10 protein-coding genes are annotated in these 13,749 nt (G+C 65.3%); 1 reads left to right on the top strand and 9 read right to left on the bottom strand.

Annotated elements, in window-relative coordinates; translation table 11 throughout:
- Window positions 1-195: 195 nt before the first annotated feature.
- The 9 genes from I6F24_RS12110 to I6F24_RS12150 form a co-directional block, all read right to left on the bottom strand.
- The gene (locus I6F24_RS12110) at window positions 196-1,500 is read right to left on the bottom strand and encodes a TRAP transporter large permease subunit (protein WP_225149246.1); all 1,305 of its coding nucleotides are present in this window, start codon (window positions 1,498-1,500) and stop codon (window positions 196-198) included.
- A gap of 31 nt (window positions 1,501-1,531) precedes the next feature.
- On the bottom strand, window positions 1,532-2,125 hold the full coding sequence (locus I6F24_RS12115) for a TRAP transporter small permease (RefSeq protein ID WP_225149247.1): 594 nt from the start codon (window positions 2,123-2,125) through the stop codon (window positions 1,532-1,534).
- A 9-nt stretch (window positions 2,126-2,134) separates the two neighbouring features.
- On the bottom strand, window positions 2,135-3,136 hold the full coding sequence (locus tag I6F24_RS12120) for a TRAP transporter substrate-binding protein (protein WP_225149248.1): 1,002 nt from the start codon (window positions 3,134-3,136) through the stop codon (window positions 2,135-2,137).
- A gap of 33 nt (window positions 3,137-3,169) precedes the next feature.
- The gene (locus I6F24_RS12125) at window positions 3,170-4,828 is read right to left on the bottom strand and encodes a hydantoinase B/oxoprolinase family protein (RefSeq protein ID WP_225149249.1); all 1,659 of its coding nucleotides are present in this window, start codon (window positions 4,826-4,828) and stop codon (window positions 3,170-3,172) included.
- Window positions 4,829-4,830: 2 nt separating this feature from the next.
- Window positions 4,831-6,915 carry a hydantoinase/oxoprolinase family protein gene (locus I6F24_RS12130; protein WP_225149250.1) on the bottom strand — a complete coding sequence of 695 codons (2,085 nt, stop codon included), beginning with the start codon at window positions 6,913-6,915 and terminating at the stop codon, window positions 4,831-4,833.
- A 140-nt stretch (window positions 6,916-7,055) separates the two neighbouring features.
- Window positions 7,056-7,877, bottom strand: a complete 822-nt coding sequence (locus I6F24_RS12135; protein WP_036021820.1) for an NAD-dependent protein deacetylase — start codon at window positions 7,875-7,877, stop codon at window positions 7,056-7,058.
- Between the two features lie 67 nt (window positions 7,878-7,944).
- A complete protein-coding gene (locus I6F24_RS12140) occupies window positions 7,945-9,744 on the bottom strand; it encodes a cation:proton antiporter (protein ID WP_036021818.1) in 1,800 nt (599 codons plus the stop codon).
- A gap of 131 nt (window positions 9,745-9,875) precedes the next feature.
- Window positions 9,876-10,712 carry a glucose 1-dehydrogenase gene (locus I6F24_RS12145; RefSeq protein WP_035998460.1) on the bottom strand — a complete coding sequence of 279 codons (837 nt, stop codon included), beginning with the start codon at window positions 10,710-10,712 and terminating at the stop codon, window positions 9,876-9,878.
- Between the two features lie 70 nt (window positions 10,713-10,782).
- Window positions 10,783-12,096 carry a solute carrier family 23 protein gene (locus I6F24_RS12150; RefSeq protein WP_035998458.1) on the bottom strand — a complete coding sequence of 438 codons (1,314 nt, stop codon included), beginning with the start codon at window positions 12,094-12,096 and terminating at the stop codon, window positions 10,783-10,785.
- Between the two features lie 126 nt (window positions 12,097-12,222).
- On the opposite strand from I6F24_RS12150, the gene I6F24_RS12155 reads away from it, so the two are divergent.
- Window positions 12,223-13,557 (top strand): dicarboxylate/amino acid:cation symporter, encoded by a 1,335-nt coding sequence (locus I6F24_RS12155; RefSeq protein ID WP_036021811.1) that lies wholly within the window; start codon window positions 12,223-12,225, stop codon window positions 13,555-13,557.
- The last annotated feature ends 192 nt before the right edge of the window (window positions 13,558-13,749 follow it).

Consider the following 13,749-nt stretch of genomic DNA (forward strand, 5'->3'; position numbering starts at 1 on the left):
GGCGCATCGCGCCGAGGAGCCACGTTCACCGGAGTGGTTGCTGTTGTACTTCTGCTTGCCGTTACACTGTACGACGGATCACAGGGCGTGCAAATATGGAATGCGCGCCGAAGTCAATTCGATGCAGCGCGACTTGAAACGGCAGCGACGCTGACCGTTTTTGCTTTCGATCCGCCGATCCCGGAACAAGTCGTCTTATCCGTAAAGCACCTTCGGCAGAATCGTGACGATGCCCGGCCACAGCGTCAGCAGCAGCACGAATCCGATCATGATCATGAGGTACGGCATCGTGACGCGGGCGATATAGCCGAGACCGTCGTCGGTCAGCCCCTGGATCACGAACAGGTTGAAGCCGACGGGCGGCGTGATCTGCGCCATCTCCACGGCGAGCACAAGGAAGACGCCGAACCAGACCTCGTCGAAGCCGGCACCCTTCACGATCGGCAGCACGATCGGCAGCGTCATCACGATCATCGAGAAGCCGTCGAGGAAACAGCCGAGCACGAGATAGAAGACGATCAGCGCCACGATCAGCATGAAGGGCGACAGGCCGAGGCCCTTGACGAACGCGGCCACCGCCTGCGGGATGCCGAGGAAGGCCGCGGCATTGCCGAGGATCGAAGCCCCCAGCACGATCAGCGCGATCATCGAGCAAGTGACGACCGAGCCGATCAAGACGTCGCGGATCACCTGCTGCGACATTGCGCCTTGCGCCCAGGCAACCAGGGCCGCGCCGAGCACGCCGACCGCGGCAGCTTCCGAGGGCGTTGCGAGCCCGCCATACATCGAGCCGAGCACGCATGCGATCAGGAACAGCGCCGGCGCGAGATCCTTCAGTGCTGCAAAGCGCTCGCTCCACGGCACCTGCGAGAGCTTGGCTTCGGTCTCGGGCACCATCGCGGGTTTGAGGGTGGTGTGCAGCATCACCCAGGCCATGAACGTCGCGGCCAGCAGGAAGCCCGGCAGCACGCCGGCGGTGAACAGCTTCAGGATCGAGACGTCGCCGAGCACGCCGTAGATGATCATGATGTTGGAGGGCGGGATCAGGAAGCCCAGCGTGCCGGCGCCGGCGAGCGAGCCGATCGCGATGTCACGGGAATAACCTCGGCGCGTGAGCTCGCTGAGCGACATGCGGCCGATCACCTGCGTCGTCGCGGCCGACGAGCCCGAGATCGCCGCGAAGATGGTGCAGCCGATCACGTTCACATGCAGCAGGCGCCCGGGCAGTAGGCCCGCCCAGGGCGCGAGGCCCTGGAACAGCGAGCGCGACAGGCGGGTGCGAAACAGCAGCTCACCCATCAGGATGAACAGCGGCAGCGCCAGCAGCTCCTGCGTGGTCAAGATGTTCCAGGCGTATTGCGGCAGCAGCTTGTCGAGCGGGACCGAACGGAACATCGCGAGCAGCAGCGTCGCGGTCAGCGCAAGCGTGAGGCCGATCCAGACGCCGCAAGCCAGCAGCACAAACAGGATCGCGAAAAGGGCGACGACTTCGATGGTCATGCGATCTTGGATCCGGATGCGGGCAAGGCGATCATTCGACGGGCGAGGCCTTCATGCGATGATCCTCCATCGGCAGGCCGAGCGCGGCCTGGATCGCACGCGCCAGGAACTGCAGCGTCAGCAGCAACATGCCGAAGGTGACGATCGCTTGCGGAAACCACAGCGGCGTGTCGCTCGAGGTCGAGACCTGGCCGCGCAGGAAGGCGCTCCAGGCGAATTTCGCCATGGCCATGGTCAGGAACGCCATGAAGGCGAAGCCGGCCGCCGCCGAGAGGATCTCGAGCGCGCGCTGCACCGGCACGGGTGCGTTCTTCAGGAGCAGCACGACGCGGATGTGGCCGCCGACGCGCAGCGTCATGGCGGCGCCGAAAGTGAAGGCCGCCGCCATCAGATAGGAGGAATATTCCCACGCGATCGAGATGGTCGGCGGGAAGAACGGTAGGAAGTTCGAGAGGAAGCGGGTTGCGACCTCGCACAGCATCAACAGCGTCAGCATCAGGAGACAGAAGCCGCCGATCCAGCCATCGAGCCGGCCGAGGCGATCGATGCCGTCGAGGACGATGCGCAGCGGCGCAGGCGCCGCCGCGTTGAGGCTTTGCGATGCTTCAGGCGAAAGGCTCACCACGCCTCGTCCTCAGCCGCGCTTGATTTCGGCGAGATAGGCCCGCACCGGCTTGTCCGCTGCCGGAACGCGCTTGAGGAAGGCATCCAACTGCGGCGCAGTCTTGGCCCGGATGTCCTTCATCATGGCGTCCGAGACCGGCACCACCTCCATGCCGCCTTCCTTGAGGCGGTTGAGGCTGTCGACATCGGCCTTGAGCGAATTGGCCCAGAAGCCGGGCTCCATCTTCGCCGCGATATCAGCGACCAGCTTCTGTTGATCGGCGCCGAGCGCCTTCCAAGCATCGAGATTGACGGTGAGCATCTGCGACGACCAGACATGGTTGGTCGGGTAGACGTATTTCAGGAACTCCCAGAACTTGCCGTCGACGCCGGACACCGACGAGGTGGAGACGCCGGCCACCGCGCCGGAGGCGAGTGCGGGAATCGTTTCGCCCCAGGGGATCATCACCGCCGCCATACCGATGGCATTGAGCATCTCGACCGCGTTCTTGTCGGGCACGCGGATCTTGATGTTCTTGAGGCCCTCGACGTCGGCGACCTTCGCCTTCAGATGCAGATATTGCGTCGGCCACGGCACGATGTAGAGGATCTTCTGATTGTTACGCGCGGCGATCTTCTCATATTCGGGCCGCACATATTTGTGCAGCACCTTGAGTTCCTCCACGGAGCCGCAGAGGAAGGGGATGCTCTCGACGCCCATGAAGGGCTCGTCGCCGACCTGCTGGATGTTGAGGACGTCGGCGAGCGGCACCAGGCCGTCGCGCACGGCCCGCAGGTGCTCGGGCCCCTTGAAGCCGAGCTGGCCGCCGGCCTTCACGGTGATGGCGACCGCACCGCCGCTCTGCTTCTTCACTTCCTCCGCGAAGGCCATCGCGTTCTGGGTGTGGAAATTGCCGTCGGGCCAGACCGTCGACATGTCCCAGCTTGTCGCCGCCGCCCGGGCGCGGGTCGAGATGTGGCCGGCGGCGAGCAGCGTCGCTGCGCCCACAGTGAAGTTCCGTCGCGTAATCATTGCTCCCCTCCGTTTACCGAGCGCGCTGATGCATCAACGCGCGTACCCATAGACCTTGACTGCGTTCTCCGAAGACACGAGACCGCTTGCGACGTCGTCGTTGACGGCCGCGCGATCGCGCTCCCTGGGATCGCCGATGCCGGCACCGCCGGGCGTCAGCACGACCAGCCGGTCGTCCGGCGGCACCTGCTGAAAGCCCTTGCCGCGCAGCTTCTTGCCGGACTTCAAACCGACATAGCCGGCCTCGCCGTTCCCGCCGCCATCGCGACCGCGCGGCGGATGATCGATGCGGTCGAACGCGGCGAGGATGTCGAACGGCGCATCGACCCCGCTGCCGACCTCGATGATCTGGCCGAGGCCGCCGCGGGTGCGCCCTGCCCCGCCGGAATCCGGGCGCAGCTCCTTGCGCCAGAAGATCAGCGGCGTCTGGGTCTCCGCGATCTCGACCGGCGTGCCGCGCACGCCGCTTGGGTAAGCGGTCGCCGACAGCCCGTCCTTGCCGAAGCGCGCACCGGTGCCGCCGTTGGAGGTGACTGCCATCGAGAACCCGTAATTGCCGCCGGCGCCGGAGCGGGTCTGGCCGCGCACGTTGAGATTCCACAGGCAGGAGGTGCCTTCCGCAGGCACGCGCTCGGGAATGATCTGGCGCAGGCAGCCGAACACGACGTCCGGCAGCATCTGGCCGATGACGTGGCGCGACGCCACGGGCGCCGGCTTTGGCGCATTGAGGATGGCACCAGCCGGCGCCGACACCGTCAGCGGCGAGAGCGAGCCGGCATTATTCGGGATCTGCGAGGCGACGACGCAGCCGAGGCCGAACACGGTGTAGGCGGTGGTGTAGGACAGCGGCACGTTGATGCCGAACTTCGAGGCCGCCGAGGTGCCGTCGAAATCGACGTGGATGCCGGTATCCGAGATCGTCAGCGTCGCCGCCAGCGTCACCGGCGCATCATAGCCGTCGACCACCATGGTGTTGCGCCAGCTGCCCTTCGGCAGCTTGGCGATTTCGGCCAGCACCGCCTCGCGCGAGCGGTCGCAGATGTAGTCGCCGAGCTCGTCGAGCGTGTCGATGCCGAACTCGCTCATCATCTCGACCAGGCGCTCGCAGCCGACGTCGTTGCAGCCGGCGAGCGAATAGGTGTCGCCCTCGGTGTCGATCGGCAGCCGCGTGTTGGTGCGGATCATCGCCATCAGCGTCTCGTTGACGACGCCCTGGTCGATCAGCTTCAGCATGGGGATGTAGAGCCCCTCCATGAACACGTCGGTGGCATCGGGCCCGAAGCCGATGCCGCCGATGTCCATGAGATGGCTGGTGCAGGAGAACAGTGCGACGACCTTGCCGTCCTTGAAGCAGGGCGTGGTGACGACGAAATCGTTGAGATGACCGGTCCCCATCCAGGGATCGTTGGTGATGTAGGCATCGCCCTGCTTCATCGTCTCGATCGGGAAGTGAGCGATGAAGTGCTTGACCGATTCCGCCATCGAGTTGACGTGGCCGGGTGTGCCGGTCACCGCCTGCGCCAGCATCCGCCCCCTGAGGTCGAACACGCCGGCCGAGAGGTCGCCGCATTCGCGCACGATCGGGCTGAAGGCGGTGCGCAAGAGCACCTGCGCCTGCTCCTCGACCACGGCGATCAGCCGGTGCCACATGATCTGAAGGTCGATCAGGCTCGCGCCATTTGCCTTGCTCATGATCAGGCCGCCTTTCGTTCCATGACGATGCTGCCGGCACCGTCGATATGGGCGTCGAAACTGGTGGAGACGAAGGTCGAGGTTTCGTCTTCCGCGATCACGGCGGGGCCTGCGATGGTCGCCCCTGGCGCCATGTCCTCGCGCCGATAGAGCGGGATCTCGATCACTTCGCCGGCCCGGCCGTCGAAGAATTTTCGGCTGCCGGACGCCTTGGCCGCGGGCTGGCGCGCCACGGAAGCGACGGCGGGCGGATTGCGCGCCTCCGTGGTCGCGAGCACCGACCAGCTCAACACCTCGATCGCCGCGCCCGGGATCGGTCGCTCGAACATCGCCGAATAGTCGGCCTCGAACTTTTGCCGCAGACCGGCGAGATCGGCCGTCGTCAGCGGACGGTTCGGCAGCTCGACGGTGATCTCGTGGCCCTGGCCGACATAGCGCATGAAAGCCGCGCGGCGCTCGCGCACCGGCGCGCCGGCCGCGCCCGGCTCGACCAGCGCGCGCGCTTCGGTCACCATGTCCTGAAGCAAGTCAGAGACCGCCTCGGTATCGAAATCATCGAGCCGGACGTGACGGCTGCGCACCAATTCATACGCGATGGGAGCCGCCAGAAATCCGACCGCCGAGCCGACGCCGGCGTTCGAGGGCACGATCACGCGGGAGACGCCGATCTTCTCGGCAACGCGCGCCGCATGCAGCGGCGCGGCGCCGCCGAAGGCGATCAGCGTGTGCTGGCCGACCACCGCGCCGCGCTCGACAGCGTGCACGCGCGCGGCGCTCGCCATGTTCTCGCAGACCACCTCGTGCACGGCATAAGCCGCTGTTTCCGCCGACAGGCCGAGCGGCGCACCGACATCGCGCAGCAGCGCCTGTTTCGACAGCTCCGGATCGAGCTTGATCGTGCCGGCCGCAAAGGCGTCAGGATCGATCATTCCGAGCGCAACGTCGGCATCCGTCACCGCGGGGCGCTGACCGCCGCGGCCATAGCAGGCCGGTCCCGGCTCCGACGAGGCGCTCTCCGGGCCGACGGTGACGCGCTTCATCGCGTCGACATGGGCGATCGAGCCGCCGCCGGCGCCGATCTCGACCATTTCGATCACGGGGATGCGCACCGGCAGGCCGGAGCCCTTGAGGAAACGCGCGGCGCGATCGACCTCGAACACGCGCGAGGTCTCGGGCTGGTATTTCTCGATCAGGCAGATTTTTGCGGTGGTGCCGCCCATGTCAAAAGAGAGCACCTTGCTCTCGCCAAGGCGCGCCGCGATCTGCGCCGCGAAGATCGCGCCGCCCGCAGGACCGGATTCGACGAGACGCACTGGAAAGCGCCGCGCCGTCTCGATCGAGGTGACGCCGCCGCCTGAGGTGACGAGGTAGATCGCGCCGCGGAACTGCTCGACCTGCAGGGCGTCAGCCATGCGGGCGAGATAACCGTCGATCAGGGGTTGCACATAGGCGTTCGCGACCGCAGTCGATGTGCGCTCATACTCGCGAATTTCGGGACAGACGGCGGAAGACAATGTGACGGAGATGCCGGGCATCTCCTCGGCCATGATCGCCGCTGCGCGTCGCTCGTGCTCGGGATTGGCGTAGGAGTGCAGGAAGGCGACCGCGACGCTCTCGACGCCGAGTTCACGCAATTTCGGCGCGAGCGCGCGCACGGCCGTCTCGTCGAGCGGGAGGCGGATGGCGCCATGGGCGTCGATGCGCTCGGGAACGGTGAAGCGGAGGTTGCGCGGCGCCAGCGGCTTCGGCTTGTCGATGCTGAGATCGTACTGGTCGTAGCGGCTCTCGGTGCCGATATCGAGCACGTCGCGAAAGCCTTCGGTTGCGATCAGCGCCGTCTTGGCGCCGCGCCGCTCGATGATCGCGTTGGTCGCGAGCGTCGTGCCGTGGATGAAGACGTCGATATCGCTGATATGCGCGCGTGCATCGGCAAGAATGAGCCGCATGCCGTCCAGCACCGCCTGCTCGGGGCGCTGCGGCGTCGTCAGCACCTTGCGGGTTTTGCGGTCTTGTCCCACGTCCAGCACGATATCGGTGAACGTGCCACCGATATCAACGGCAAGCCGCACCTCGGCTCCCTCGAGCATTCCAATTTCTCCGTGCTGATCGTCAAGTTCGGGTCCAAAAGCGCAGCAATTCCCGTGCCATGAGACATGCCTGCAACGCTGTGCCCGGCTATTTTGCGCGGCACCTATGCAATAGGCAAGGCGTGTTCGCGCCTGAGCGATCAGAGCAGGAATGCAAGCGCCGCTTCACAGCGCTCCTCAACCTTCAGCGTCAGGAGATCGTCGGCGCGGGTGCGGCCGAGATTGACCGCGGCGATGGGGATATTGCGCCGCGCGGCGGCTTGGACGAAGCGGAAGCCGGAATAGACCATCAATGATGAGCCGACGATCAGCATGGCATCGGCCTCTGCCAGATGATCCTGCGCCGTGGCGACCACCTCGCGCGGCACGTTCTCACCGAAGAACACCACGTCGGGCTTGAGGATGCCGCCGCAGGCTTCGCAAGGCGGCACCTCGAAGGAAGAAAAATCCTCGTGCTCCAGATCGGCGTCGCCGTCGGGTGCATCGGCGGCATCGAGTGTCAACCATGCCGCATTGGCGCGGCCGAGCGCGTGCTGAAACTCCTCGCGCGGCGTCTTCGCCCCGCAGCCCATGCAGCGGACCAGATCGAGCCGGCCATGCAGGTCGATCACCTGGCGGTGGCCGGCCGACTGATGCAGCCGGTCGACGTTCTGGGTCAGCAGCATCCCGCACCGGCCGTTCGCCTCGAGCCGGGCCAGCGCATGATGCGCATCGTTCGGCCTCGCCCGGCCGAACCGCCGCCAGCCGATCAGGCTGCGCGCCCAATAGCGCCGGCGGGTTGGCTCGTCCGACATGAAGGTCTGGAAATTGACCGGCTGGGTCCGCTTCCAATTGCCTTGGCTATCGCGATAATCGGGAATCCCGGAATTGGTGCTGCAGCCGGCGCCGGTCAGCACGAACAGGCGTTCGTGCCGGCCGATAAAATCCTGGAGCGGAGGTTTTGCCGGAGGGGCATTCGTCATGGCGCATGATGTAGTTCGCGCCGGCCCGTTTTGCCAGATGACGACAATCCCGGCGCATGCATAGCCGCTATCGCGGCGACCGTCGTCCCGTGGGATCGAGCGGACGAGCTTTCTCTTGTCCCGCGATCCGCGCGGCCTGCTGCAGCGTCAGCCTGAACTCGTCCCGCTTCTCGTGCACCGAGGCGATCGCATGCCCGACCGCAACGCCGAGGCCGACCAGTGCGGCTTCGGAGAGCTGCAGGCTCGCCTCGATGGTCTCCGGCACCGCATCGGTTGCGCCGATCGCGTAAAGGTGCCGGGCATGATCGGCGTCCCGCGCACGCGAGACGATCAGCACGTCCGGCCGCACCGCCCGGATCCGCTCGACGACGGCATCGATCGCCGGCCGCGACTGGATGGTGATGATCACGCCGGTCGTCTGCATCAAGCCGCAGGCTTCGAGGAAACCCGGCTCTGTCGCATCGCCAAAATAGACCTTGTGACCGTCGCGGCGGTCGCGCGCCACGTCGACGGCCGCGTGATCGACCGCGATGTAGTTCAGGCCATGGCTGGTCAGCAGGGAGCAGACGACCTTTCCAACACGGCCATAGCCGACCACGATGGCTTGCGCCCGGTCGCCGGGCGGCCGGACCGCGAGCTCGGGATCGGGCGTGCGTTCGCTGCTCAGCTTCGCGGCCAATCGTCGCCCGAGCATGCCCAGAAGCGGCGTCAGGGCCATCGTCACGGCGGTGACGGCGACGGCAAAGCTCGACACGCGGGGCTCGATCATGCCTCCGGCCGCCGCCATTCCGATGCTGACGAAGGCGAATTCGCCGACGGGGCCCAGCAGGAAGCCGATCTCGATCGCCGCGGGCCATGACAGCCTGAAGAGGCGCCCCAGGATGATCAGCACGATCGCCTTGCCGACGAGAATGCCGACGACGGCGGCCAGCAGCCAGCCGGGCTCGCGCAGGAACACACGGACGTCGATCGCCATCCCGACTGTGAAGAAGAAGATGCCCAGCAGCAGGCCCTTGAACGGCTCGACGGTGGCCTCGATGGCCTTGCCATATTCGGTTTCCGCCAGCATCAGTCCTGCAACGAAGGCTCCGAGCGCCATCGACAGGCCAGCCTGGTGGGCGGCAAGGCCTGCGCCGACGATGACGAACAAGGTCGCGGCAACGAACAACTCCGTCGAATGGGTGCCTGCGACCATCTGGAAGAGCGGACGGATCAGCAGCCGTCCGACCAGAGTGAGGAAGGCTACCGCCAGCACAGCCTTCAGGACCGCACTGGAGATGTGCGCCACGACCGAGCCACCGCTTCCCGCGCCGAGCACCGAGACGAAAACCAGAATGGGGACGACTGCGAGGTCTTGAGCCAGCAGCACCGAGAAGCTGGCGCGCCCGGCCGAGGTGGAAAGCCGCCTCTCGGCGGACAGGAGCTCGAGCACGATCGCCGTCGAGGACAGCGCAAGGCTCGCGCCGAGGATCACGGCCGTATCGGAGCTCTGCCCGAAGAGAAGCGCCACGCCGAAAATCATGGCCGACGTCGCGAGGACTTGCAGGCCGCCGAGCCCGAACACCAGACGCCGCATCGTCATGAGCCGTCTGAAAGACAGCTCGAGCCCGATCAGGAATAGCAGGAACACGATGCCGAGATTGGCGATACCCTCGACGTTCTGGGCGTCCGTCACGGTGAACCAGTACAGGACCGGGACGTCCTTGACGAGCGAGCCGAGCCCGAGCGGACCGAGAATGGCGCCGGCCCCGAGATAGCCCAGCACGGGATTGATGCCCCAATGCCGGACCATTGGCACCACCACGCCGGCAGTCCCGAGCACCACCAGCGCGTCACTATAGGCATTGATGTTGATGGTTGTGGTCACGGGCCCTTCACGTGTCGGCGCCCGCCAATAGCGGCAGCGCCATCCACGGTCGATAGCACACGGCGCCGCAGATCCCCAACCGGTCGCGCCCCTCTATCCCACGCGAGGTGCGCGCAACCCCAAGCCGGTTTTCAGCTTGCCCAGTTCTCCCGAAACTCTGGAAACAGCGTCAGGCCCCCGCAGGCATAGATAGTCTGCCCGGTGATGTAGCTGGCGTCGTCCGAGGCGAGGAAGGCGAACACCGCGGCGATCTCTTCCGGCGTGCCGACGCGCCCCATCGGAATGTGGGAGGTGACGACGCCGCGCTTCTCCGGATCGCCGGTCCAGGCCGCATTGATCGGCGTGTCGATCGCGCCGGGACCAACCGCGTTGACGCGGATGCGCTGGCCGGCGAATTCCAGCGCCAGCGTGCGCGTCAGATTGGCCATGCCTCCCTTGCTGATCGAGTAAGCGAGATAGCCGGGTTTGGGGATGATCTGGTGGACGCTGGAGCAGTTGATGATGCTGCCGCCTGCCCCGCGCGCGACGAAATGCGCCAGCGCCTTCTGCGCACACAGCACGGCGCCGTTCAGGTTGACGTCGATGATGCGGCGATAGGTTTCGACGTCGAGCGCCTCGCTCGGCGATTCCCGCTGGAAGCCGGCATTGTTGACGAGACAGTCGAGGCGCTTGAAACGCGCCAGGACCGTCTCGAACATCGCGGCGATGTCCTGCTCATTGCCGATATCGGCCTTGACGACGATATGGTCGAGCCTGCCGTGGCCGCGATCGCTCGATGCGGTTCGTGCGAGCGCGAGCGTCTCGTCCGCCCCCTCGGGACTGCCGAAATAATTGATGGCGACGGTCGCGCCTTCCTGGGCGAGCCGGATGGCGACGGCACGGCCGATGCCTTGTGAGGCGCCGGTCACCAGCGCGTACTGGCCGACGAGGCGCGAGGGAAACGGGGTCGAGCGTTCGGTTTGCGGCATGTGTTTTCTCCGGGATGCATCATCATGGATGGAACCGGCGTTTTGTTCCATCCCTCGCAGATGCCGGGATCTAGTCAGCTCGCTGCGCGCGCGGCGAGGTCAAGATCTGATAGAGGATGATCGCGCCGAAGGTCGCGGTGCCGATGCCGCCGATCGTGAATGCACCGAATTTGAGCGTGAGATCGCCGGCCCCTGCGATCAGCGCCACCGCGACCGTGATGAGGTTCGCAGGATTAGCGAAGTCGACCTTGTTCTCGACCCAGATTCGTCCGGCCATCGCCGCGATCAATCCGAACAGCACGATCGAAAGCCCACCGATGACGGGACCCGGGATGGACAGGATGAGCGCGCCGAATTTCGGCGAGAAGCCGAGTAGGATCGACACCAGGGCTGCGAACGCAAACAGCAGGGTCGAATAGACCTTGGTCGCCGCCATCACGCCGATGTTCTCGGCATAGGTGGTGACGCCGGTACCACCGCCGCACGCCGCCACGATGGTAGCTAAGCTGTCGGCGAACAGGGCGCGGCCAAGATAAGAATCGAGGCTTCGGCCCGTCATGGCGCCCACGGCCTTGATGTGCCCGAGGTTCTCGGCAACGAGAATGACCGCAACCGGCGCGATGAGGAAGATCGCATCGGCATGGAAGCTCGGCGCAGTGAAGTTCGGCAGCCCGAGCCACGGCGCGGCCGACAATTGCGTGAAATCGATCGGCTTGCTGAAACCGAGGCCGTTCGCGAAAAGCAGGTACAAGAGATAGCCGCCGACAGCGCCGAGGATGATCGGCAGGCGGCGCCACAGGCCTGGCGCTGCAACGGCCACCACGCCGATGATCAGCACGGTGGCGAGCCCGATCCAGGTGTCGAAGGCATTGGCGCTCACTGCCTTGACCGCCACCGGCGCGAGATTGAGACCGATCGCGGCGACGACAGCGCCGGTAACGGCCGGCGGCAGCAGCCGCTCGATCCAGCCGACACCGGACCACATCACGACCAGCGAAATCAGGCCATACAGCACTCCGGCGCCGACGATGCCGCCGAGCGCAACCGACAGGTTCGGGTTCGGCCCCTGCCCGGCATAGCCGGTGGCGGCGATGACGACGGCGATGAAGGCGAAGCTCGAGCCGAGATAGCTCGGCACGCGCCCTGCGACGATGACGAAGAAGATCAGCGTGCCGACGCCGGAGAACAGAACTGCAACGTTGGGATCGAACCCCATCAGCAGCGGCGCGATGATCGTCGCACCGGACATCGCGACGCAATGCTGAAGACCCGAGACGATGGTCTGGCCCCAGGACAGCCGCTCCTCCGGCATGATCACGCCCGAGGTCTTGAGCTTCCAACGTGGAAAATAACTCTGCTCGTCCGAGCCTGTTGCGATCGTCATGTTTCCACCCAAGTTCGACGCAACGACCGATGGTCGTGCCAACAGACAAAAATGTGATTGTCGCTTCTGCGGCGCCCATCACATGATGCAAATCATGCACGATCAATCCGTTCCCGAGCCTACATTATGACACAGATTGCGATCCCGTCAGCCATCCAGCGCCGGCACCAGCCCTGGTACAAGATCCTCTACGTCCAGGTGCTGATCGCGATCGCACTCGGCGTGCTCATCGGCTATGTCTATCCCGATCTCGGCAAGGCCTTGAAGCCGCTCGGCGACGGCTTCATCGCGCTGATCAAGATGATGATCGCGCCCGTGATCTTCTGCACCGTGGTGCACGGCATCTCCTCGATGGGCGATCTGAAGCGGGTCGGCCGGGTCGGGCTGAAATCGCTGATCTATTTCGAGACGGTCTCGACCGTGGCCCTCGCGGTCGGCCTTCTGGTCGGCGAGATTCTCCAGCCCGGGCACGGCTTCAACATCGATCCAGCCACGATCGACCCGAATTCGGTGGCGACCTACGTCACCAAGGCCAAGGAAGAGGGCATCGTCGCCCACCTGATGGCGATCATTCCCGACAGCTATCTCGGCGCCATCGCGCGCGGCGACCTCTTGCAGGTCCTGCTGATCTCGATTCTCTCCGGCTTCGCCATCGCCTTTCTCGGCAAGGCCGGCGAGCCCATCGCGGACGCAATCGACAAGGCGGCGAAGATGTTCTTCGGCATCATCCGCATCATCGTGCGCGTCGCGCCGATCGGCGCCTTCGGCGCCATGGCGTTCACCGTCGGCGCCTACGGCCTCGGCTCGCTGCTCAATCTCGCCGCGCTGATCGGCACGTTCTATCTGACCAGTATCCTGTTCGTGCTGATCGTGCTGGGTTCGATCGCCCGGCTCGCCGGCTTCTCGATCCTGCGCTTCATCGCCTATATCAAGGACGAACTCTTGATCGTGCTCGGCACCTCGTCCTCCGAGACCGTGCTGCCGCAGATGATCCAGAAGATGGAGCATCTCGGCGCCTCACGCTCCGTGGTCGGCCTCGTCATCCCGACCGGCTACAGCTTCAACCTCGACGGGACCAACATCTACATGACGCTGGCGACGCTGTTCCTGGCGCAGGCGACCAACACCCATCTGACCATCTGGCAGGAGCTCGGCATTTTGGGCATCGCCATGATCACCTCCAAGGGGGCCTCGGGCGTGACCGGCGCCGGCTTCATCACGCTCGCTGCGACGCTGTCGATCGTGCCTGATATCCCGATCCAGTCGATCGCGATCCTGGTCGGCATCGACAAGTTCATGAGTGAATGCCGCGCGCTCACCAACCTGATCGGCAATGGCGTTGCCTGCGTGGTCATCAGCATCTCCGAAGGCGAGCTCGACCGCGACGCGCTGCACGAGACCATGGCGCATCCGCTGGAGATCGGCGAGGCGCTGGAGCCGGGTGGAGGCGCGGCATCCTAGGCCGCGCAATCGGTGGGCAGACGAAGCCTGGTTCCGATGCGGTAGTTTCCCGGAGTAGAAAATCGATGCGGCCCGCGTCACAACAATGGCGTTGGGATCACGGATTTATACTCATTTTTTTCCGCCCGACGCGCTGGGGGCAGGGCGTCGGGCTTTTGAAAATCACAGCCAGATCCAGAGCGCCAAGCGGGA

Source organism: Bradyrhizobium sp. BRP23 (genome assembly GCF_020194135.1).
Classification (GTDB): domain Bacteria; phylum Pseudomonadota; class Alphaproteobacteria; order Rhizobiales; family Xanthobacteraceae; genus Bradyrhizobium; species Bradyrhizobium yuanmingense.